The organism is Gordonia sp. (in: high G+C Gram-positive bacteria) (assembly GCF_047606305.1).
GTDB lineage: Bacteria > Actinomycetota > Actinomycetes > Mycobacteriales > Mycobacteriaceae > Gordonia.
This window is the reverse complement of record NZ_JASGER010000042.1, coordinates 1-21346: the sequence shown is the minus strand read 5'-3', so window position 1 is coordinate 21346 and position 21346 is coordinate 1. Positions and strand designations below refer to the sequence as shown.

The following is a 21346-nucleotide window of genomic DNA, read 5'->3' as shown; positions in this document are numbered from 1 at the left end:
GCCGCAAGGCTAGATGGTGGGCGGCGGCGACGTACGCTGGAGTGGTGAGCCACTCGGTCATCCTCACCAGCCACCTCGACGCCCCGGCGGTCGGCGCCGTCGCCGAACCGGAGGGCGCCTACGGCCACGGACCCGGCTCGCGCCGGGTCGCCTGGCACTACGGCGACCCGCTCGGCGAGCAACGCGCCGCGACCACCGGCACCATCGTCGTCGACCGCTCGGACCGCGCCGTCCTGGAGATCGCCGGCGAGGAGCGGTTGAGCTGGCTGCACACCATCTCCAGCCAGCACATCGCCGCACTGCCCGACCGGCAGAGTGCCGAGGACCTGTCGCTGGACCTCAACGGCCGGATCGTCGAGCACTTCGTCCTCACCGACATCGACGAGGTCACCTGGATCGACACCCCGGGCCCGCGCGGACCCGAATTGATCGACTTCCTGCAGAAGATGGTCTTCTGGGCGAAGGCCGAGCCGAAGGCGCGGCCGGACATGTGCGTGCTGACGCTCGTCGGGCCGCGGAGTCCGGAGATCGACGAGTTGCTGGAGATCCGCTCCGGCGCGCAGGTCTACGACGCCGGCGACCTGCCCGAGCTGCACCACGACGACGAGCCGCTGGGCTTCTGGCGGATCATGCCGCCCGTCGGCGCCGACCGCGACCTGCCGGTCGTCGACCTGGTGGTGCCCGAGACCGAGGCCCAGCAGCGCTGGCACGCACTCGTCGAGGCCGGTGCCGTGATGGCCGGGACCTGGGCGTATCACGCGCACCGGGTGGCCGCACGACGACCGCTGGTCCACGTCGACACCGACGAGCGGGCCATCCCGCACGAGGTGCACTGGATCGGTGCCCGCGAGGAGCAGGGCGCGGTCCACCTGGACAAGGGCTGCTACCGCGGCCAGGAGACGGTCGCGCGCGTGCACAACCTCGGCAAGTCGCCGCGACACCTGGTGCTGCTGCACCTGGACGGCAGTACCGACGCGCGGCCCGAGCCGGGCGACGCGGTCACCGCCGGCGGGCGCACCGTCGGACGGGTGGGTACCGTCATCGACCATTTCGAGTACGGTCCGATCGCGTTGGCCCTGGTCAAGCGCGGTGTCGACGAGTCGACCGCGTTGGCGGTGACCGTCGACGGGGAGCCGGTCGCGGCGCGCGTCGACCCCGATTCGATCGTCGCCGACGACCAGCCGCAGGCCGGGCGCGAAGCGGTGAACCGGCTGCGCGGACGGGACTGACGCGCGCGGAGAATCGCGGCGGGCGCCCTGTGCCCGCAATCCGGCGCGGTTCGCGCTAGACTGGGACCCACGAACATTCCTACGAAATGAGCACGGGGCCGCCACCAGCGGATTGTGGCCGCCCCGGCAGTGTGCGAGGGGGTCCCAAATGGGCCGCGGCCGGGCAAAAGCAAAGCAGACGAAGGTTGCTCGTCAACTGAAGTACTCGACGCCCCAGACCGATCTGGAGAGGCTGCAGCGCGAGCTCGCTGGCGACGACCTCCCCCAGACCGACCCGGTGGACAACTGGGTCGACGAAGAGGAATGGAAGCGCGCCTGACGTTCTCGTCGGGCCTGCTCAACTGATCCACACCACACGGGCCGTGAGCCCGTGTTTTGTGCTGCCGGAAACCGGCTAGAAGCGGGGGTGCTCGCCGACGAGGTGGGCGACGCCGGTCTTGGCCTTCGCGGTGCGCTTGCCGGACTTGACGGTGCCCAGCACCCAGTTGTCGACGTGGCGCGCGGTCAGCACGGCCTGGGCGCGGTCGGTGTCCTCGGGCGCGACGATCGCGACCATTCCGACGCCCATGTTGAAGGTCCGCTCCATCTCCTCGCGGGCCACGCGGCCGCGCTGCGCGATGAGGGCGAAGATCGGGGCGGGGGTCCAGGTCGAGCGGTCCAGCTCGGCGACGACGCCGGGCGGCAGCACGCGCGACAGGTTGTCGGCCAGCCCGCCGCCGGTGACGTGCGCGAAGGTGCGCACGTCGGCCTCGGCGGCCAGCGCGAGGCAATCGCGGGCGTAGATGCGCGTCGGCTCGAGGAGTTCCTCGCCGAGGGTGCGGTCGAGTTCCTCCACGTGGCCGTGCAGGTCCATGTGGCCCCAGTCGAGCAACACCTTGCGGGCCAGCGAATAGCCGTTGGAGTGCAGGCCCGACGAGCCCATGGCGATGACGACGTCGCCCGGTCGGACGCGGTCGGCCGACAGCACCGCGTCGGCCTCCACGACGCCCACGCCGGTCGCCGAGATGTCGTAGTGCCCGTCCTCCATGAGGCCCGGGTGCTCGGCGGTCTCGCCGCCGAGAAGGGCGCAGCCCGCCTCGACGCAGCCGTCGGCGATGCCCTTGACGATCTGCTCGACCGTCTCCGGGACGACCTTGCCGATGGCGATGTAGTCCTGCAGGAAGAGTGGTTCGGCGCCGCAGACGACGAGGTCGTCGACGACCATCGCGACCAGGTCGCGGCCGACGGTGTCGTGCTTGCCGAGCGCCTGGGCGACGGCCAGCTTGGTGCCCACGCCGTCGCTCGAGGAGGCCAGCAGGGGCTCGCGGTAGTCGCCCTTGAGCGCGAACAGCCCGGCGAAGCCACCGATGCCGCCGACGACCTCGGGGCGGGTGGCGCGCTTGGCGTGCGGCGCGAGCAGTTCCACCGCGCGCTCGCCGGCGTCGATATCGACGCCGGCAGCGGCATAGGACGCGTTCGGCGGGACGAGCGGGGCCGAGTCGCGTTTGGACATGGCAGAACTCCTGCGGAGGGAAAGAGGGGGAACGGGCTCTACGCTACCCGACGGGCTCAGGGCCGCATCACGGCGCTGACGTTGTCATTCGCGACGGTGAGCGGGTCGACGCCCGACGCGGCGCGCAGTGACTCCAGCACCGCTTTGCCCATCGCCGTCTCGGTCGGCAGCGCGATCGGGTACTCGCCGTCGAAACAGGCCTTGCACAGCTGGGAGTCCGGCTGCTCGGTCGCGGCGACCATCTCGTCGATGGAGATGTAGCCGAGGCTGTCGGCGCCGATCGCCTGCCGCACGCCCTCGACCATCGCGCCCGGCTCGTCGGCGTCCATGCCGTTGGCGATGAGCTCGGCCGGCGAGGCGAAGTCGATGCCGTAGAAGCAGGGCCAGCGCACCGGCGACGAGGCGATGCGCACGTGCACCTCGGCGGCACCGGCCTCGCGGAGCATGCGGATCAGCGCGCGCTGGGTGTTGCCGCGGACGATCGAGTCGTCGACGACGACGAGCCGCTTGCCGCGGATCACTTCGCGCAGCGGGTTGAGCTTGAGTCGGATGCCGAGCTGGCGGATGGTCTGCGACGGCTGGATGAACGTCCGGCCGACGTAGGCGTTCTTCATCAGGCCCTGCGCGTAGGGGATGCCCGACTCCTGGGCGTAGCCGACGGCCGCCGGGGTACCCGATTCGGGGACGGGGATCACCAGGTCGCCGTCGGCGGGGTGCTCGCGGGCGAGGCGTCGGCCGATGTCGACGCGGGCGGAGTTGACCGTGCGGCCGTTGATGACGCTGTCCGGGCGGGCGAGATAGACGTACTCGAAGATGCAGCCCTTGGGCGTGGGCTCGGCGAAGTGGGTCGAGCGCACACCGTCGGCGTCGATGGCGAGCAGTTCACCGGGCTCGATGTCGCGGACGAAGGAGGCGCCGACGATGTCGAAGGCGGCGGTCTCCGACGCGACGACCCAGCCGCGGTCCAGGCGGCCGAGCGAGAGCGGGCGGATCCCGTGCGGGTCGCGGGCGGCGTAGAGGGTGGTCTCGTCCATGAACGTCAGGCAGAAGGCGCCCTCGAGACTCGGCAGCAGGTCGAGTGCGGCCTGCTCGAGGGTCTTGTCGGCGGCGCCGTGGGCCAGCAGGGCGCCGACGATGTCGGAGTCCGACGTCGCTCCCCCACTGCTGTCGAGGCCGAGATCGTGGGCCCGGGAGGCGAGCTGGGCGGTGTTCACCAGGTTGCCGTTGTGACCGAGCGCGACGCCCGTGCCGGCGGGGGTGGTGCGGAAGATCGGCTGGGAGTTCTCCCAGGTGGTGCTGCCCGTCGTCGAGTAGCGGCAGTGGCCGATGGCGACGTGGCCGACCATCGAGGCCATGGTCTGCTCGTCGAAGACCTGGCTGACCAGGCCGAGGTCCTTGAAGACGATGACCTGCGCGCCGTCGCCGACGGCGATGCCGGCCGCTTCCTGTCCACGGTGCTGCAGCGCGTAGAGGCCGTAGTAGCTGAGCTTGGCGACGTCCTCGCCGGGGGCCCACACGCCGAAGACGCCGCATTCCTCGCGGGGCTCGTTGTCGGGCTGGATCGTCGGCTCCTGCTTCGCCCGCGCGCACGCCGACGACGAGGAGTCGTCGGGTAGGAGGTTGGGCGAGTGGATCGACAGTTCGGTCACGAGTCGCTCCGGTGAGTCGTCGGTGAGGGCACTTTCATTCTACGGCCCGATCGCCGCGATCAGCGAATCTTGAGCGGTGTGATCGGCAACAAGTCGGCGACCTCGGCGGCCCGCGATCCGGAGGCGTGGATCTCGCCTGCGGCGACGGCCTCGTCGAACGTCGTCGTCCCCGCCGCGAGCCGCAGCCACGTGCGCGGGTCCGTCTCGACGACGTTGGGCGGGGTGCCCCGGGTGTGTCGCGGCCCGGCGATGCACTGCACGGCGACGAACGGCGGCACCCGCACCTCCACCGAGTTGCCCGGCGCCAGCTGCGGAAGCGTGCGGGCGGTCAACCGCACCGCCGCGGCGATTTCCGGCCGCGGGGGCGCGGGTGCCCGGTCATCGGTGATCCAGTCGGCGACGGCTTCCACCGCCGCCCGACACTGGGCCGGGTCGACCGTCGTCGTGGTGGGGCGCACGCCCACCATTGTGCCCGGTCGCTACCGGGCGTCGGACTGGCCGGCGACGAGGCCGGCCCCGGTGATGAGCGGGAGGTCGAGGGCGGTGACCAACCCGGGTTCGGCGGCCACGACCGCCGGCACCGCGTTGACCAGGCGCATCGCCGTCACGACCATGCCCGACACGTTGTGGTCGCCGTCCTCGCCGTGGTGGCCGAACTCGACGGTCATCACCGGGTCGCCGGTGATGTCGATGCGGTAGCAGCCGTCCCCGTTCGTCGGCTTGGGCCACTGCGGGCACTGATCGGGGTGATTGCGGGTGTAGTGCTCCAGGACGACGCGGTCGACGCCGTCGACCTGCCCGACGACCTCAAAGTGCAGCGCCGCCCGCGTGCCCTTGGGGATCTTTCCCGACACGGTCTCGTAGTCGCGGTCGGCCGCGACCTGCTCGATGCGCTCCACGAGCGGCTCGTCGAGGGTCAGGTTCAGCCCGGCCGCGATCTGCCGGACGACCGAGCCCCAGCCCATCGAGAGCACGCCGGGGGCCAGCAGCATCGGGGTCTCGTCCATCGGCTGCCCGAAACCGAAGATCTGCGCGTTCACGACCGGCTGGTAGTAGGTCGAGTAGTCGGCGATCTCCAGGCAGCGGACCTCGTCGATCCGGCGCGACAGGCTGGTCATCGCGAGTGGCAGCACGTCGTTGGCGAACCCGGGGTCGATGCCGTTGACGTGCAGGCTGGCGCCGCCTTCCTTCGCCGCCGCGACGATCGGGTCGGTCACCGACTCGGGCACGACGCCGAACGGGTACTGCAACAGGACCGGGCCCGAGGAGACGACGTTCACGCCGGCGCGGACGAACTCGGTGAGGTCCTTGATCGCGTCGAACACCCGGTCGTCGGTCATCGCGGTGTGCACGATCGCGTCGGGCTCGAGGTCGAGCAGTGCCTGCTTGTCGTTCGTCGCGAGCACACCGAGGTCCCGGTCCAGCCCGGCGAGGCGGCCGGCGTCCTTGCCGACCTTCGCCGGATCCGAGACCCAGACGCCGACCAGTTCCAGGTCGGGGTGGCGGTCGATTCCCTCGATGGCGTGCCGACCGACGGTGCCGGTCGACCATTCGACGACGCGAAGAGTCATGTCGCCAGACTAGAACACGTTCCAGTTCTGGTTGGGCGATTCCGCGCGACTATCGGATCGAACGCGTCATCGCGAGCGTGACCGAGGCGAAGGCGATGGCGGCGATCGCACCGACGATCGCGAACAGCCCGAACGGCGCGATGCCGAAGTAGCGCGAACCGAACATGGACAGGATGAGGACCACCACGTAGAGCACGCTGAGGACGATGGCGGTGGCGCAGCCGGCGATGACGAACACCCGACCGTTCGGTCGGCCGCGAAGCACCTGCACTCCCCCCATGACGAGCTGGATCGCCGCCACCACGGCCGCGGCCCCGACGACGCCCTGGATCCAGAAGTCCCAGTGGCCCAGGCCTAGGTGGCCGATCGCGGGGAGCACCCGCGCCAGGCTGAAGATGCCGACCACCAGCATGTGGAAGGCGCCGAAGAAGCAGAGCACCGCAACGGCCGTGACGTTGCCTCTCGTCGGCCGGTTGTAGGCCTGGCCGTAGGCGGCGTAGTCATAGGCGGGCTGGCCGTAGATCGGTTGCCCGTACACCGGTTGGCCGTACCCGGGCGGCGGGCCGTACCCGGGTGGCGGGCCGTAGCCCGGCGGTGGGCCGTACCCGGGCGGGTGCTGTTCGTGGCCTTCCGGCGGGATCGTCATGTGGGCTAGTAGCTGCTGGTGCCCGAGTTCGCCGCGACGACCATGATGATGATCCACGCGATGACCGCGATGACCGCCATCACGACGACCGAGATGATGCCCCACAGGCCGAACTTGCGGGCGTCCTCCGACGACGCGACCGCGCCGGCGTGATCGCCCATGGCCCACTTGCTGGTGACCTCGTTGGACTTCACGATGCCGAGGATCCCGAGGACCAGCGGGATCACACCACAGCAGGCGCTGAGCGCGACGAAGCCGAGGACCGCCGAGATGATCGGCATGACGAGGTTGCTGTTGGGCGGCGGGCCGTAGGGGCTGGCGTACGGCTGCGCGTAGGGCTGCGGAGCGGGCTGCCCGTACTGCTGGGCATACGGCTGCGCGGTCGGCGCCGTGTAGTCCGGCACCGCGCCGGGAGTCGCGCCGGTGGGATCCTGCTGGCCGGGGTTCGTCGGGTCGATCGGGTTCGTCATGTACTCGCCTCGTTAGTGGTGAACGTTGGCCCAAAGTCTACTGATCGGCGTCCGGTCGCGGACCCGCCGGCATTCGAAGGTGCGACAACCGCGGCGAGGGGCCTGCTCGGGCGTCCGAGTTTGTCAGACCCCCGCGATAGCCTGAACACAGATTCGAACAACATGTTGTTCAGGGCTTGAGGAGGTGAGTCCGATGACTGCCACCGACACGTTGCCGGATTCACCGGCCGAACTGGTCGCACTGGCGCGGGCGGTGGTCGACAAGCTGGCCGACGCGGCCTGGGCCGCGGAGACCGAGGACGACCTCCTCACCGCGGCACGCGAATTGGAAGCCGTCCGCCGCGCCTGCGAAGGCGTCGACGCCCAGCTCTTCACCGAGATCAACGACCGCTGCGCGTACTCGCGCGCCGGATTCACCCACCCCATGACGTGGTTGGCCAAGGGGTTGCGGCTGGGCCGTCCCGAGGCCAAGAAGCGATACCGGCGGGCGGAGAAGATCGCCCGACTGACGGGTCTGACCGGCGAGACGCGCGAGCCGCGGTTCCCGGCGACCGCAGCGGCGGTCGCGGCCGGCCGGATCGGCGGCGCCCACGTCGACGAGATTCGCGACGTCCTCCGACGAATTCCGAGCAAGGTGCCCGACGAGGTCGTCGAGCAGGCCGAGACGGACCTGGCCGCCATGGCCGCCGACCTGACCCCGCAAGAACTGCGCAAGGCCGGGACCTGCCTGCTCACCTATCTCGACCCCGACGGCGCATTGGCCGACGACCGCGACCGCAAGCGTCAGCGCAGCGCGACGATCGGCAGCCCCGATCAGCAGCTGATGTCCGCGCTGCGCGGCACCCTCACCCCCGCACTGCGCGCCAAGCTCGAGCTGATCTTCGCCAACTGGGCCGCGCCCGGGATGAACAACCGCGACGACGAACACGCGCGGCGACTGTTCGGCTCGGCCACCGAGATCGGCGCCGATCCCGTCGCGCAGCAGAAGCTGGCCGACGCGCGGGAACGTGACCGTCGCACGCCAGAGCAACGCACCCACGACGCCCTCGAGGCGATGTGCGACTACATCATCGGCCACGGCGGCCTCGGCAAGCCGAACCGAATCCCCACCCAACTGGTGTTCACCGCTCCCCTGTCCGACATCGTCAAGCGCAGCGGAACCGCTCTCTCCGCCACCGGCACCCTGGTGCCGATCCGGGACCTCGTGGAGCTGGCCGCCAGCGCCGACCAATCCCTGGTGGTCTTCCGCAACCACACCCGCGAAATCCTGTACCACGGGCGGGCCAAGCGATCGGCCACCACCGCACAGCGGCTCGCGATCTTCGCCCGCGACCGCGGCGGCACCGCACCCGACGACGACACCCCGTTCATCTTCACGCAGGCCCACCACCTTCCCGACTGGGCCAAGGGCGGGGAAACCGACATCGACAAGCTGACCGCCGCGTCGGCGAGGCACAACCGCCGGGTGGGCGACGAGCCGGGTCAATGGGAGACCGTCTACCAGCGCCACGGTCCATACGCCGGTCGCGTCGCCTGGCGGATGCGCTGCCGCGACGGCGAACCCGGCCAACCCCGCATCAACCTCAGTCACCACCCCGAGGAATTGGCCCATCAGAGCATCCGACGCCTGCGGGCTCGGTTCACCGACGGCGACCCGGATCCGCCGAGGCCGGACCCCCGGGACACCTCGGCCGTGGAATCTCGCCTCTGCGCCCGGCTCGGGTACGCGAACGTTTGATCAGCCGGCCCGGCGCTTGCAGGTGCACAGGTCGGTAGCCTGGATGATGTGACCTCCTACTTCCCCGCCCGCCCCGGCGACCCCGATCGCGCCCGGGTCCGTGCCGGCAACGCCGACCGCAATCGGGCCGACGCGTTTCTGGCTGCCGCCATGAGTGCGGGTGTGATCACGCCGGAGGAATACACCGAACGTGCCGGCACCGCACTGTCGGCCGCCAACCTTGGCGAGCTGGACGCGCTGTGCGCCGACCTGCCGGTTGAGCGCCTCGGCGGTGAACTCGCGCAGCTCGACACCGGTAGGACGCAGATCAGCTCCTCGGGAGCCGCACCGGTCACCAAGGCGACATCGATCCTGTCCAGCCACGAACTCCGCGGCGGCGCCGTGGTGGGCGATCACCTGTCGGTCAGGACGGTGATGGGCAGTGTCGAGGTGGATCTGCGCGACGTCGAGTTCACCGCTCCGGTCCTCACCGTCAGCTGTCGCGCCGTCCTCGGCAACATCCGTGTGCTGATCCCCTCGGACGTCACCTGTGAGGTCCACGGTTCCGGCGTCGCCGGGTCGTTCATCTCCTCTGCCGCCGGTTCCGGCCGTCCCGGGGCGCCTCGCATCATCGTCAAGGGCCGCGCCGTGCTCGGCTCCGTGGCGGCCGAGCGCGTCGCGCGCGGCCAGTACACCGGCCCACGGCGGGCACGCTGAGCAGCGCGGTGACCAGGGGCTAAACCGAATGCAGTCCTTCGGCGAAGAGCCGCGGGAGGGTCGAACCGTGGGCTTCGCGCAGCTCGGCCAACGGAATCGAGAACTGGTCCTGGACGCTGACGTCGTCGGCGCCCTGGTCGACGACGCCGATGCGCGTCCACGGCATCGACCGCGCGTCGAGCATCGAGCAGAAGCGGGACTCCTCGGTGCGCGGCACCGCCACCAGGACGCGTCCGGCGGACTCGGAGAACAGCCACACGAAGGGGTCGGCGCCCTCGGGCAGGATGACCCGACAACCGGTCTCGCCGGCCAGCGCCGCTTCGATCACCGTCTGGATGAGTCCCCCCTCGGAAATGTCGTGGGCCGCGGACACCAGGCCGTCGCGCGAGGCCGCGACCAGGATCTCGCCGAGCAGCCGCTCGCGCTCGAGGTCGACCTGCGGGGGCACGCCGCCGAGGTGGTCGCCGGCGACCTGCGCCCAGATCGAACCGTCGAACTCGTCGCGCGTCTCGCCCAGCAGGATCAGGGTCTCCCCCGGCTCCGTGCCGATCCCGGTGGGGATGCGGCGGCGCACGTCGTCGATGACGCCGAGCACGCCGACGACCGGCGTCGGCAGGATCGCGGTGGCGCCCGTCTGGTTGTAGAAGCTGACATTGCCGCCGGTGACCGGGATGCCCAGCTGGGCACAGCCGTCGGCCAGACCGCGCACCGCCTGGCTGAACTGCCACATCACCGCGGGGTCCTCGGGCGAGCCGAAGTTGAGGCAGTTGGTCACCGCGACCGGCGTCGCACCGGACACCGCGACGTTGCGGTAGGCCTCGGCGAGGGCGAGCTGCGCGCCGCGGTACGGGTCGAGGTAGGTGTAGCGACCCGACGCGTCGGTCGATAGCGCGATGCCGCGGCCGGTCTTCTCGTCGATGCGGATCATGCCCGAATCGGCGTGCTCGGCCAGCACGGTGTTGCCGCGCACGTAGCGGTCGTACTGCTCGGTGATGAACGCGCGGCTGCACAGCGCCGGGGAGGCGATCATCTGCAGGGTGGTCGCGCGCAACTCGTCGGGGGTCGACGGTCGCGGCAGCGACGCGCTCGTGTCGGCGATGACGCCGTCCTGCCACTCCGGTCGCTCGACGGGGCGCTCATAAACCGGGCCCTGGTGTGCGACGGTGCGCGGCGGCACGTCGACGACGGTCTCGCCGTGCCAGTCGATGACCAGGTGATCACCGTCGGTGACCTCGCCGATCACAGTCGCCAGCACATCCCACCGGCGGCACACGTCCATGAACTTGTCGACGTTCTCCGGCGCGACGACCGCACACATGCGCTCCTGCGACTCGCTGGAGAGCACCTCCGCGGGCGTCATGCCCTCGGCGCGCATCGGCACCTGCTCGAGGTCGATGTGCATGCCCCCGTCACCGGCGGCCGCCAGTTCGGAGGTGGCGCACGACAGTCCGGCGCCACCGAGGTCCTGAATGCCGACGACCAGGTCCTCGCGGTACAGGTCCAGGCAGCACTCGATGAGGACCTTCTCGGTGAACGGGTCGCCGACCTGCACCGACGGCAGCTTCTTGCGGCTGGGTCCGTCCTCGCCGGTGTCGTCGAAGGTCTCCGACGCCAACACCGAGACGCCGCCGATGCCGTCGAGGCCGGTCCGCGCACCGAACAGGATGATCTTGTTGCCGGCACCGGAGGCGAAGGCCAGCTTGAGGTCCTCGACCCGCAGCACACCGGCACACAGCGCGTTCACCAGCGGGTTGCCCGCATAGCTCGCGTCGAAGACGGTCTCCCCGCCGATGTTGGGCAGGCCCAGCGAGTTGCCGTAACCGCCGACGCCGCGGACCACGCCATCGACGACGCGTCGGGTATCGGGCGCGTCGGCCGCGCCGAAGCGCAGTTGGTCCATGACCGCGATCGGTCGGGCGCCCATCGCCATGATGTCGCGCACGATGCCGCCGACGCCGGTCGCCGCACCCTGGTAGGGCTCGACGTACGACGGGTGGTTGTGCGACTCGACCTTGAAGGTCACCGCCCAACCGTCGCCGATGTCGACGACGCCGGCGTTCTCGCCGATGCCCGCGAGCATCTTCGACCGCATCTCGTCGGTGGTCGTCTCGCCGAAGTAGCGCAGGTGCACCTTCGACGACTTGTAGCTGCAGTGCTCGGACCACATCACCGAGTACATGGCCAGCTCGGCATCGGTGGGGCGACGGCCGAGGATCTCGCGGATCCGCGCGTACTCGTCGTCCTTCAGCCCGAGTTCGGTGAAGGGCTGCGGCTGGTCGGGGGTCTGCTCGGCATTCGCGACGGTGTCGACGTGGGGAGTCACGGGCTCAAGTCTAAGCGAGCAACTCCGGCTCAGTTCGGCCCGTCGCCGCTGCTGCTCTGGTCGTCGCCGAACCAGCCCTGCTTGATGCGGTCGTAGGTGCCGTCCTCACGCATCGCGAGCAGTGCGGCGTTGACCGGCTTGCGCAGCTCACTGTTCAACCGGAAGGCGAATCCGTAGTCCTCGGCCTCGAAGATCGGCCCGGTGACCTCACCGGCACCGGCACCCTGGTGGTTGAGGAAGAACCGCAGGACCGGCGCGTCGAAGACGACGGCGTCGTAGTCCTGGCGGATCGCGTTCAGCGCCTGGTCGGTGTCGTCGAATTTGGTCGACGCGATGCTGTTGGCGTCGAGGTAGGCCGCCGACGTGGTGTTGGCGACGGTCGCGACCTTCTTGCCGTAGAGGTCCTTGGGACCCTGGATCTGCGAGTCGAACTTCTCCACGGTCAGGTGCGCGGTCAACGTGGCGGTGTAGAACGCCACGAAGATGACGCCCACGAACGCCCACAGCAGGGTCAGGGTCCGCGTCAGCCAATGCCGCGGCGAATCGTCGCCGACGGCGATGAGCGACCCGAGGGCGGCGTTCATCGCCTGGAAGATCCCCGGGAAGTAGGACGTGGAGATGTCCGCGTCGCTGTGGCGCCGCTCGAAGAACCAGTAGAGGTGCGCCGGGATGAGCGCGAGTGCGAGAGCGGTCAGCAACCAGAACAGCATCGGCTTGGCGAACAGGAGCTTCAGGAAGTCCACGAGCCCGGGCGGTTGGTGCTCGCTGCTGGTGTCCGGGACCATGATCTGCAGCCCGGCGTTGAGTGTGGGCTGGGAGAAGTCGAACCGCTCGGTCCGTTCGGCGGTGATCGAGATCGCGCCGCCGGCCACATCGGCGTCGCCGGCGTCGACCGCGTTGAACTGGGCCGGGACGTCCTTGTCCTCGCGGAACACGGTGGTCCACCCGTTGCGGCGGGCGATCTCGTTCCAGACGTCGACCGTGAACCCGCTGAAATGGCCGTCCTTGACCATCGTGAACGGGCTCAGCGTGCTCATCGTGAAGGTCACCGACCGCGGCTCGGCGTGCGCCTTCGGCGGGGCGATCGCGGGTCCGCCCGCCAGCATGCCGACGATCAGCGCGACGATGGCGAGGATCGGCCAGCGGGCCGGTTTGCCGGGCCTTGCGAATCGTGAACTCACCGCTTGAGAATAGCCAGCGAGCAGCGGTGACAGGTGCTGATTACGCCTGTGTCGGGGCGACGGCGATGGCCGCGATGATCGCCTCGGACAGCTCTGGGCGGCACACGATGAGGTCCGGCAGGTAGGTGTCGCGCCGGTTGTACAGCAGTGGGGATCCGTCGATGCGGCTGCACCACAGCCCCTTCGCCCGGGCGACGGCGACCGGCGCGGCCGAGTCCCACTCGAACTGTCCCCCGCCGTGGACGTAGGCGTCGGCCTCCCCGCGGACCACGGCCATCGCCTTCGCGCCGGCCGATCCGACGGCCACCAGCTCGGCGTTGAGGGCGTCGGCGACCGCGTCGGCGAAGACCGGCGGCCGCGACCCGCTCACGACGACCCGCGGCCGGTCGGTGCGCGGCGGGGCGAGGCCGGCTGCCGGTGCGACCGGAGCGTCGTCCGAGGAGTAGGTGAGCCCCAACGCGGGCAGCGCGACGGAACCGGCGACGAGGCCACCGCCCGTTCCCGGCGCCGTCGCCCACAGCGCCACGTGCACCGCCCAGTCGGCGCGCCCCTCGGTGCCGTACTCGCGGGTGCCGTCGACGGGGTCGACGATCCACACCCGACCGGCGTCGAGCCGCGACAGGTCGTCGGCGGACTCCTCGCTGAGCACCGCGTCGTCGGGGCGCAGCCGCGCGAGCTGCTCCTGCAGGAAGTCGTCGGATCGGCGGTCTCCGGCGTCGCCGAGTTCGCGCCCGGACAGTCCGGAGTCGGCGCGGACCGAGAGGAGCAGTTCCCCCGCCGCGGTGGCCAACGCCGCCGACAGCTCGACGTCAGACAGGTCGGGGGTCGGGTTCACGGTCATCTACAGTCCCAGGTCGCGCAGGATCGATTCGGCGACGTCACCGGCCGGACCGTCGGCGGGGGTGACGACGATGTCCGCGGCGGTCGGCCGCTCGTAGGGCGAGTCGATCCCGGTGAAGTCGCGGATCTCCCCGGCGCGCGCCTTCGCGTACAGCCCCTTCGGGTCGCGCTCCTCGCAGTCGGCCAGCGGAGTGTCGACGAAGATCTCGTGGAACTCGAGCACCTGGTCCTGGTGGATCTCGCGGGCCGCGGCACGATCGGCCGCGAACGGGCTGATCATCGACACGATCGCGACGACCCCGGCGTCGGCGAACAGGGCGGCGACCTGCGCGGTGCGCCGCATGTTCTCCTGTCGGTCCTCGTCGGAGAAGCCCAGGTCGGCGTTCAATCCGTGGCGCAGGTTGTCCCCGTCGAGGATGTAGGCGGGACGCCCCTGCGCGATGAGGCGCCGCTCCAACTCGATGGCCAGCGTCGACTTGCCCGACCCGGACAGCCCGGTCATCCAGAGGGTGGCGCCGAGCTGCGGTCGCTGGTAGCGGGTGACCTTGGTGGTCTGCCAGACGATGTTGGCGTTGTGGGTGTGCGGACCGCTGATCATGCCCGCGGCGACCGTCTTGTTGGTGGCCTCGTCGACGAGGATGAAGCTGCCCGTCTCCCGGTTGCGCTGGTAGGAGTCGAACATCATCGGCTCGCGCAGGTGCAGCCACACGCGGCCGATCTCGTTGAGCGCCAGGCGGTCGGCCTCGGCGTCGCGGTGCAGTGTGTTGACGTCGAGCCGGTAGTTCAGCTCGGAGACCTCCGCGCGCGTCGCCGACGTGGCCCCCTGCAGCGTGTACCGCTTGCCCGGCTCGAGGTCGGCGTCCTCGGAGAACCAGCAGACCAGCGCGTCCAGGTCGCGCCCGACGTGCGGCCGGTTGTTGGTCCGCGCCAGCATGTCCCCGCGCACGATGTCGATCTCGTCGGCCAGCTCGGCGGTGATCGCCATGCCGGCGAAGGCCTCGTCGACCTTGGCGCCGCCCGGCGCCCACAGGCTGGTGATGGTCGAGGTGAAGCCGCTGGGCAACACCACGACCTCGTCGCCGACGCAGAACCGGCCACCGGCGACGGTGCCCGCATAGGCGCGGTGGTCCGATCCCTCCCGGTCCTGCGGTCGCACGACGTACTGCACCGGCAGGCGCGCGTCGATCAGGTTGCGGTCGCTGGCGATGTACACCTCTTCCAGGTGGCTCAGCAGCGTGCGGCCCGAGTACCAGTCCATGTTCGTCGACGCGGTGACGACGTTGTCACCGGCCAGCGCCGAGATCGGGATGAAGGTGAGGTCGGCGACGTTGAGCTTGGCGGCGAACTCGACGAACTCCTCGCGGATCTCCTCGAAGCGCTCCTGCGACCAGTCGACCAGGTCCATCTTGTTGACGCAGACAGTCAGGTGCGGGATGCCCAGGAGCGACGACAGGAAGGCGTGCCGCCGGGTCTGCTCGAGCACGCCCTTGCGCGCGTCGATGAGGATGATGGCGAGGTCGGCGGTCGACGCCCCGGTGACCATGTTGCGCGTGTACTGCACGTGGCCGGGGGTGTCGGCGATGATGAACTTGCGCCGCGGCGTCGAGAAGTACCGGTAGGCGACGTCGATGGTGATGCCCTGCTCGCGCTCGGCGCGCAGGCCGTCGGTGAGCAGCGCGAGGTCGGTGAACTCGGTGCCGCGTTGGGCACTGGTCCGCTCGATCGCCTCGAGCTGGTCGGTGAAGATGCTCTTCGAGTCGAACAACAGTCGCCCGATCAGCGTCGACTTCCCGTCGTCGACCGATCCCGCGGTCGCCAGGCGCAGCAGTTCGCTGCGGTCGCGCTCGGGCTTGGCCGCCGGCTGCGGGTCGCGTGCCATCAGAAGTACCCTTCCTTCTTCCGATCCTCCATGCCCGCCTCGGAGATCCGGTCGTCGGCGCGGGTGGCCCCGCGCTCGGTGATGCGCGTCGACGAGATCTCCTCGATGACCTTCTCGACGGTGTCGGCGTCGGATTCGACGCAGCCGGTGCACGTCGCGTCGCCGACGGTGCGGAACCGCACGCGCTCGACATGGGCCTGCTCGCCCGGATAGGTCTCCAGGAACCGGGTCTGCGCCAGCAGCATCCCGTCGCGCGGGACCACCTCGCGCTCGTGCGCGTAGTAGATGGACGGCAGCTCGATCTCCTCGGCGGCGATGTACTGCCAGATGTCCAGCTCGGTCCAGTTGGACAGCGGGAACACACGGATGTGCTCGCCCGGGTGGTGACGGCCGTTGTACAGGTGCCAGAGCTCGGGCCGCTGGGCGCGCGGGTCCCACCCGCCCTCACGGTTGCGGAAGCTGAAGACGCGCTCCTTGGCGCGGGCCTTCTCCTCGTCGCGGCGGGCGCCGCCGAACACCGCGTCGAAGCGGTTCTCGGTGATGCCGCGCAGCAGCGCCGCGGTCTGCAGCCGGTTTCGGCTGGTCCCCGGGCCGGTCTGCTCCACGACGCGGCCGGCGTCGATGTCGTCCTGCACGTGGCTCACCACGAGGCGGGCGCCGGTCTGCTCGACCAGGCGGTCGCGGAACTCGATGACCTCGTCGAAGTTGTGGCCGGTGTCGACGTGCATCAACGCGAAGGGCGGCGGCGCCGGCCAGAAGGCCTTGCGCGCCAGTGCGTACATGACCACCGAGTCCTTGCCGCCGGAGAACAGCAGCCCCGGATTGCTGAACGTGGCCGCGACCTCACGGAAGATGTGCACCGATTCGGCCTCGAGGGCCTGGAGGTGGGACAGCTCGTAGCGGGTTTCGCTCACGGTGACGCTTTCGGTTGACTTGTCGAATATTCGACGGTATGTGTTGACTATATGACACAGACCGTAGGGGATGGGCCCGCCGACCGTCAACCGTCGCCACCGACGCGGCGCGCGGTCGCCGTGCTGGGCGCGGTCGTCGACTCCCGGGCCAACCGCCCCGACCGGCACACCACCCTGGCCGACATTGTGCGCGACACCGGGATGTCGCGCGCCACGGCACACGCGATCGTCGCCGAACTGGTCGCGTTGCGCTGGCTCGACCGCGACCCCGCCGGCCACATCACCCTCGGTTCGGACTTCCTGGCCACCGCTGCGCGCGCCCTCGACGGCGACCACCTGGGTTCGGTGGCGCGCCCGGTCATCGGTGAGCTGTCCCGCGACCTGCAGATGCCGGTGTTCCTCGCGCGGCGGCTCGATGACGCGTCGATCACGGTCGTCGAATACGCCCCCGACCGCAGCCGCGCCCCTCACCTTCAGATCGGTCGCCCGATCACGCTGCGGCCGCCGATCTGCCGCGAATTCCTCGCCTGGGAACCGGCGGCGGTCCAGGCCGAGTGGATCGATCGGGCACGCCCGGAGGATCGGGACCGCCTGCGCCGGGTCCTGCCCGCGATCGCCGAGCGAGGTTATTCCGTCGAGCGGATCACCGACGAGCACCGGGCGGTGATGGACTCGCTGGCGGACATGTCGAGCGTGCCCGCCGCACTGCGCAGCCGCGTCGGGGCGCTCGTGTCCGAGCTCGCCGCGATCGACTACCTCCCCGCCGAGCTGACCGGCGAGGTCGGTGCGGTCACCGTGGGCGCACCGGTCTTCGACGAGGGCGGACGGGTCGTCGCCTCGGTGGTCGCCTGTCCCAACGCGACCATGACCGCCGCCGACCTGATCGCCGTCGGCCGGGCCACCGCACAGGCCGCGAAGCTACTGAGATCGGGCCGATAGCGACCGACCGACGTGATGATCACGTCCGTCGCGCACCCCGGTGCGGTTTTCCGCAGGCCGAAGGTCCCTGTCGCCCCGGCGACGGCGTCGGTAGGATTTTCACTACAGAAATCATCTAAATTCTCCACCTGCGAAGACGATGCGAAAAGAGGGTCCATGACTGCCCGATCGGACGCCCCGGAGATCGATGTCCGCGAGATCCCCAAGTCACAGCGGCACCCGAAGATCTTCGCCCTCTTCGACAGCCTCTCGGCTGGTGAGGCCCTCGTCCTGGTCAACGACCACGACCCCCGACACCTCCGCGACGAGTTCGACGTCGAGCGGCCCGGCGGCTACTCCTGGGACTACCTGAACCGGGAAAGGGGCAACTACCGGATACGAATCGGCAAGACCTCCTCGACCGCACTCCCCCGCAAACTCGGCAACACCGCCGCGCTCACCGATGCTCCGACCGATGCCGCCGATGTCGCCTGGAAGCTCGAGCTGCGCGACCGTCATCTGGACGCCAACCTCATCCGACTCGCGCCGGGCGGGTCCATCGGCGAGCACGTCGGCGGCGAGGTGGATGTGCTCGTCCACGTGCTCGCCGGATCGGGCACCGTCGGGACCGAGGGCGAGGACGTCGCCGTCGCGGCCGGCGACCTCGTGTGGCTGCCGCGGCAGTCGCGACGGTCGTTCACCGCCGGCCCCGACGGGCTGGGCTACCTGACCGTCCACACGCATCGCGAACCCTCGCTGACGATCGAACCCTTCGACGCCGAGCGCGGCTGAGCCGATGACGTACGTGATCGCCCAGCCCTGCGTCGACGTCAAGGACCGCGCCTGCGTCGAGGAGTGCCCGGTCGACTGCATCTACGAGGGGTCGCGCAGCCTGTACATCCACCCGGACGAATGCGTCGACTGCGGCGCGTGCGAGCCGGTCTGCCCCGTCGAGGCGATCTTCTACGAGGACGACCTGCCCGACGAGTGGGCGGACTACCAATCCGACAACGCCGACTTCTTCGAAAAGATGCTGCCGGGGCTGGCCGAGCCGCTCGGATCGCCGGGCGGCGCCGCCAAGACCGGCGTCACCGCGGCCGACGCCCCACTCGTCACGTCACTGCCGGTGCAGGAGAACGCGTAGCGCTACTTCTTGCTGCCGGACTTGCCGCCGGACAGCAACATGAGGCCGCCGTACACCGCCAACGCGAGGATGCCGATCCAGATCAGCCCCTTGATCACGGGCTCCAAAACGATCAGCGCGACCAGGGCGATGCCGATGACGGCGATGGCTTTCCAGACACCCGGACTGACCGAGCCGGAACCGCCGCCGGAGGGGGTGGGAGTACTCATACCTCCACTGTGCCCGTTTTGCGCGACCATTTCACCGTCGGACTTCATCCCGCGCTACCAACCAAGCACTTGCTAGGTTAGTCTGGACGGCATGACTGACGCCGTCATCCCACCCCCGCTGAGCCCCGACGAACTGGGGCCGGACACGTCGCCCGTCGCCTACGAGACCGCCCTCGACGGCGCCCTGGCCTACGTGACGCTGAACCGTCCCGACTACCGGAACGCGCAGAACTCGGTGATGACGTATTCGCTGGACGCGGCGTACCGCAAGGCGGTCGACGACCCGGCGGTCAAGGTCATCGTGTTGCGCGCGAACGGCAAGCACTTCTCCGCCGGTCACGACATCGGCACCCCCGAGCGCGACTTCGACACCTACTACGACAACGTCGCCGCATTGCACTGGGACCACACCGACAAGACCGGCGCGGACCAGCGCCTGGCACGCGAGACCGAGGTGTACCTGGGGATGTGCCGCCGCTGGCGCGAGATCCCCAAGCCGGTGATCGCCCAGGTCCACGGCGCCTGCATCGCCGGCGGTCTGATGCTCGCCTGGAGCTGCGACTTCATCGTCGCCTCCGACGACGCCTTCTTCTCCGACCCGGTGGCCCGCATGGGGATCCCCGGCGTCGAGTACTTCGCCCACGCCTACGTGCTGGGACCGCGTCGGGCCAAGGAGATCCTGTTCACGGGGGAGCGCTTCACCGCGGCCCAAGCCCTCGACTGGGGCATGGTCAACCACGTCGTGCCGCGCGACGAGTTGGACGCCAAGGTCACCTCGATCGCCGAACAGATGGTGCAGATGCCGATGCAGGGCCTGTTCCTGTCGAAGAAGGCGGTCAACATCTGCGAGGACCAGATGGGTATGCGCAACGCGATGGACTCGGTCTTCGGCTGGCACCACTACGCGCACAGCGCCAACGCCGAGGACGGCGGGGACTCGCTGGGCGGGATGGATGCGAAGTCGATGAAGTCGTCGGCGGAAAAGAAGGGCTGATCCGTGGATCTCCTGTTCGACGACGATGCGATCGCCTTCCGCGACGAGGTGCGCTCGTGGCTCCGGGCACACGTGCCCGCCGAGCCGCTGCCCTCGATGGACACCGCGGAGGGCTTCGAGGCCCATCGCAAATGGGAGGCGGAGATGGCCGCCGACCGCATGTCGGTCGTGAGCTGGCCGACCGAGTACGGCGGCCGCGACGTGCCGCTGCTGCACTGGGTGATCTTCGAGGAGGAGTACTACCGCTCCGGAGCACCCGGACGCGTCAGCCAGAACGGCATCTTCCTGTTGGCGCCGACGCTGTTCGAGCACGCGTCGAAGGACCAGCTCGACCGCATCATGCCGCGCATGGCGCGCGCCGACGACATCTGGGGCCAGGCGTGGAGCGAGCCGGAGGCCGGCAGCGACCTGGCGTCGCTGCGCTCGACGGCGACGCGCACCGAGGGTGGTTGGCTGCTCAACGGGCAGAAGACGTGGAGTTCGCGCTCCAGCTTCGCCGACTGGGGCTTCGGGCTGTTCCGCTCGGACAAGGAGGCCCAGCGCCACAAGGGTTTGACCTATTTCATGTTCGACCTGCGCGGCAAGGGCGTCACGGTGCGGCCGATCGCCCAGCTCGACGGCGAGCCCGGCTTTGCCGAACTGTTCCTCGAGGACGTGTTCGTCCCCGACGATCCGGCCAACCCCGCCGAGTCGGGCGTCATCGGCGAGGTGAACAACGGCTGGAAGGTCGCGATGAGCACGGCCGCCAACGAGCGCGGCCTCTCGCTGCGCTCCCCCGGTCGCTTCCTCGCCACCACCGACCGCCTGCTGAAGCTGTGGCGCGAGAAGCGGGAGCAGACTCCCACCACGGCGTCGACCGATCAGGGCGTCGTCGATGCGTGGATCGGCTCGCGCGCCTATGAGTTGTCGACCTATGCGACGGTCAGTCGCCTGGCCGCGGGCGGCCAGCTCGGCATGGAGTCCTCGATCAACAAGGTGTTCTGGTCGCAGTGGGACATCGCCGCGCACGAGACGGCACTCGAGTTGCAGGGCGCCGACGCCGAGCTGGTCGACGGCTGGACCGACGGCTACCTCTTCTCGCTGTCCGGCCCGATCTACGCGGGCACCAACGAGATTCAGCGCAACGTCATCGCCGAGCGGCTGCTCGGCCTGCCCCGAGGAGACCGCTGACCATGGAGTTCCTCCTCGACGACGAGCACGTCGGACTTGCCGAGACCGTCGACGGCCTGGCGCAGCGCGCCGATGCGGTCGCCGCGAACCGGGCGTGGTCCGAGGGCGACACCGCCCCGGGCCGCGAGCTCTGGTCTCAGCTCGCCGAGCTGGGCCTGACCGGTTTGCTGGTCGACGACGCGCACGGCGGTGCCGGGGCCGGCGCCATCGAGATGGTCGTCGCCGCCGAGGCGCTCGGCCGCCACGCCGTGCCGGGACCGGTCGCCGAGACGCTCGCCGCGGT

The 21346-nt window shown here is 69.9% G+C and carries 22 protein-coding genes; 10 read left to right on the top strand and 12 right to left on the bottom strand.

The window, feature by feature from the left end; translation table 11 throughout:
• The first annotated feature begins 44 nt into the window (after positions 1-44).
• Both QM634_RS06275 and QM634_RS06270 read left to right on the top strand, forming a co-directional pair.
• Positions 45-1229: a YgfZ/GcvT domain-containing protein gene (locus QM634_RS06275; protein ID WP_415041913.1), complete on the top strand. Its 1185-nt coding sequence runs from the start codon at positions 45-47 to the stop codon at positions 1227-1229.
• A 148-nt stretch (positions 1230-1377) separates the two neighbouring features.
• Positions 1378-1548, top strand: a complete 171-nt coding sequence (locus QM634_RS06270) for a DUF3073 domain-containing protein (RefSeq protein ID WP_415041912.1) — start codon at positions 1378-1380, stop codon at positions 1546-1548.
• A 75-nt stretch (positions 1549-1623) separates the two neighbouring features.
• Here QM634_RS06270 and purM read toward each other — a convergent pair whose 3' ends face one another.
• Genes purM through QM634_RS06240 form a run of 6 tightly spaced genes read right to left on the bottom strand, consistent with a single transcriptional unit; the run spans position 1624 to position 7057 of the window.
• Complete coding sequence (gene purM, locus QM634_RS06265; RefSeq protein WP_415041911.1) at positions 1624-2721, bottom strand: phosphoribosylformylglycinamidine cyclo-ligase; 1098 nt, start codon at positions 2719-2721, stop codon at positions 1624-1626.
• Positions 2722-2777: 56 nt separating this feature from the next.
• Positions 2778-4370, bottom strand: coding sequence for an amidophosphoribosyltransferase (purF, locus tag QM634_RS06260; protein WP_415041910.1), 1593 nt, complete (start codon positions 4368-4370; stop codon positions 2778-2780).
• A gap of 59 nt (positions 4371-4429) precedes the next feature.
• Entirely contained in the window at positions 4430-4837 is a 408-nt protein-coding gene (locus tag QM634_RS06255) for a sterol carrier family protein (RefSeq protein WP_415041909.1), read from the bottom strand.
• A gap of 12 nt (positions 4838-4849) precedes the next feature.
• A complete protein-coding gene (locus QM634_RS06250; protein WP_415041908.1) occupies positions 4850-5941 on the bottom strand; it encodes a diacylglycerol kinase in 1092 nt (363 codons plus the stop codon).
• A gap of 49 nt (positions 5942-5990) precedes the next feature.
• Positions 5991-6587 carry a hypothetical protein gene (locus QM634_RS06245; protein WP_415041907.1) on the bottom strand — a complete coding sequence of 199 codons (597 nt, stop codon included), beginning with the start codon at positions 6585-6587 and terminating at the stop codon, positions 5991-5993.
• Positions 6588-6592: 5 nt separating this feature from the next.
• On the bottom strand, positions 6593-7057 hold the full coding sequence (locus QM634_RS06240) for a CD225/dispanin family protein (RefSeq protein ID WP_415041906.1): 465 nt from the start codon (positions 7055-7057) through the stop codon (positions 6593-6595).
• A 193-nt stretch (positions 7058-7250) separates the two neighbouring features.
• Between QM634_RS06240 and QM634_RS06235 the strand changes: the two genes are divergently transcribed.
• Together QM634_RS06235 and QM634_RS06230 are read left to right on the top strand one after the other, a co-directional pair.
• Entirely contained in the window at positions 7251-8795 is a 1545-nt protein-coding gene (locus QM634_RS06235) for a DUF222 domain-containing protein (protein ID WP_415041905.1), read from the top strand.
• A gap of 48 nt (positions 8796-8843) precedes the next feature.
• Positions 8844-9491 (top strand): DUF1707 SHOCT-like domain-containing protein, encoded by a 648-nt coding sequence (locus QM634_RS06230; RefSeq protein ID WP_415041904.1) that lies wholly within the window; start codon positions 8844-8846, stop codon positions 9489-9491.
• Between the two features lie 19 nt (positions 9492-9510).
• On the opposite strand, the gene purL is transcribed toward QM634_RS06230, so the two are convergent.
• From purL to cysD, 5 genes are read right to left on the bottom strand one after another with little or no spacing between them, the layout of a single operon-like run.
• Positions 9511-11814 carry a phosphoribosylformylglycinamidine synthase subunit PurL gene (gene purL / locus QM634_RS06225; protein ID WP_415041903.1) on the bottom strand — a complete coding sequence of 768 codons (2304 nt, stop codon included), beginning with the start codon at positions 11812-11814 and terminating at the stop codon, positions 9511-9513.
• A gap of 29 nt (positions 11815-11843) precedes the next feature.
• A complete protein-coding gene (locus QM634_RS06220; RefSeq protein ID WP_415041902.1) occupies positions 11844-12995 on the bottom strand; it encodes a transporter substrate-binding domain-containing protein in 1152 nt (383 codons plus the stop codon).
• Positions 12996-13035: 40 nt separating this feature from the next.
• Positions 13036-13836 carry a 3'(2'),5'-bisphosphate nucleotidase CysQ gene (locus QM634_RS06215; RefSeq protein WP_415041901.1) on the bottom strand — a complete coding sequence of 267 codons (801 nt, stop codon included), beginning with the start codon at positions 13834-13836 and terminating at the stop codon, positions 13036-13038.
• A complete protein-coding gene (gene cysN / locus QM634_RS06210) occupies positions 13837-15714 on the bottom strand; it encodes a sulfate adenylyltransferase subunit CysN (RefSeq protein WP_415041900.1) in 1878 nt (625 codons plus the stop codon).
• A complete protein-coding gene (gene cysD / locus QM634_RS06205; protein WP_415041899.1) occupies positions 15714-16628 on the bottom strand; it encodes a sulfate adenylyltransferase subunit CysD in 915 nt (304 codons plus the stop codon). Before cysD ends, cysN begins: the two co-directional genes overlap by 1 nt.
• Before the next feature lie 51 nt (positions 16629-16679).
• On the opposite strand from cysD, the gene QM634_RS06200 reads away from it, so the two are divergent.
• The 3 genes from QM634_RS06200 to fdxA all read left to right on the top strand — a co-directional run bounded on the left by QM634_RS06200 (position 16680) and on the right by fdxA (position 18690).
• Positions 16680-17567 (top strand): IclR family transcriptional regulator, encoded by an 888-nt coding sequence (locus QM634_RS06200; RefSeq protein ID WP_415041898.1) that lies wholly within the window; start codon positions 16680-16682, stop codon positions 17565-17567.
• Between the two features lie 156 nt (positions 17568-17723).
• Entirely contained in the window at positions 17724-18338 is a 615-nt protein-coding gene (locus QM634_RS06195) for a DUF2249 domain-containing protein (RefSeq protein WP_415041897.1), read from the top strand.
• Positions 18339-18342: 4 nt separating this feature from the next.
• Positions 18343-18690: a ferredoxin gene (gene fdxA, locus QM634_RS06190; RefSeq protein WP_415041896.1), complete on the top strand. Its 348-nt coding sequence runs from the start codon at positions 18343-18345 to the stop codon at positions 18688-18690.
• A 2-nt stretch (positions 18691-18692) separates the two neighbouring features.
• Here the strand turns inward: fdxA and QM634_RS06185 are convergent, their stop codons facing one another.
• On the bottom strand, positions 18693-18899 hold the full coding sequence (locus tag QM634_RS06185; protein WP_415041895.1) for a hypothetical protein: 207 nt from the start codon (positions 18897-18899) through the stop codon (positions 18693-18695).
• 91 nt (positions 18900-18990) lie between these two features.
• On the opposite strand from QM634_RS06185, the gene QM634_RS06180 reads away from it, so the two are divergent.
• The 3 genes from QM634_RS06180 to QM634_RS06170 form a co-directional block, all read left to right on the top strand.
• Entirely contained in the window at positions 18991-19893 is a 903-nt protein-coding gene (locus QM634_RS06180) for an enoyl-CoA hydratase (protein ID WP_415041894.1), read from the top strand.
• Positions 19894-19896: 3 nt separating this feature from the next.
• Positions 19897-21063, top strand: a complete 1167-nt coding sequence (locus QM634_RS06175) for an acyl-CoA dehydrogenase family protein (RefSeq protein WP_415041893.1) — start codon at positions 19897-19899, stop codon at positions 21061-21063.
• Between the two features lie 2 nt (positions 21064-21065).
• A partial coding sequence (locus QM634_RS06170) for an acyl-CoA dehydrogenase family protein (RefSeq protein WP_415041892.1) occupies positions 21066-21346 on the top strand: 281 nt, incomplete at its 3' end.

Coding starts and splice junctions, on each gene's coding strand:
- QM634_RS06270 (WP_415041912.1), top strand. CDS start 1,378: ATGGGCCGCGGCCGGGCAAAAGCAAAGCAGACGAAGGTTGCTCGTCAA.
- QM634_RS06235 (WP_415041905.1), top strand. CDS start 7,251: ATGACTGCCACCGACACGTTGCCGGATTCACCGGCCGAACTGGTCGCA.
- QM634_RS06180 (WP_415041894.1), top strand. CDS start 18,991: ATGACTGACGCCGTCATCCCACCCCCGCTGAGCCCCGACGAACTGGGG.
- QM634_RS06185 (WP_415041895.1), bottom strand. CDS start 18,899: ATGAGTACTCCCACCCCCTCCGGCGGCGGTTCCGGCTCGGTCAGTCCG.
- QM634_RS06195 (WP_415041897.1), top strand. CDS start 17,724: ATGACTGCCCGATCGGACGCCCCGGAGATCGATGTCCGCGAGATCCCC.
- fdxA (WP_415041896.1), top strand. CDS start 18,343: ATGACGTACGTGATCGCCCAGCCCTGCGTCGACGTCAAGGACCGCGCC.
- QM634_RS06245 (WP_415041907.1), bottom strand. CDS start 6,587: ATGACGATCCCGCCGGAAGGCCACGAACAGCACCCGCCCGGGTACGGC.
- QM634_RS06255 (WP_415041909.1), bottom strand. CDS start 4,837: ATGGTGGGCGTGCGCCCCACCACGACGACGGTCGACCCGGCCCAGTGT.
- QM634_RS06200 (WP_415041898.1), top strand. CDS start 16,680: ATGACACAGACCGTAGGGGATGGGCCCGCCGACCGTCAACCGTCGCCA.
- QM634_RS06250 (WP_415041908.1), bottom strand. CDS start 5,941: ATGACTCTTCGCGTCGTCGAATGGTCGACCGGCACCGTCGGTCGGCAC.
- purM (WP_415041911.1), bottom strand. CDS start 2,721: ATGTCCAAACGCGACTCGGCCCCGCTCGTCCCGCCGAACGCGTCCTAT.
- QM634_RS06215 (WP_415041901.1), bottom strand. CDS start 13,836: ATGACCGTGAACCCGACCCCCGACCTGTCTGACGTCGAGCTGTCGGCG.
- QM634_RS06240 (WP_415041906.1), bottom strand. CDS start 7,057: ATGACGAACCCGATCGACCCGACGAACCCCGGCCAGCAGGATCCCACC.
- cysN (WP_415041900.1), bottom strand. CDS start 15,714: ATGGCACGCGACCCGCAGCCGGCGGCCAAGCCCGAGCGCGACCGCAGC.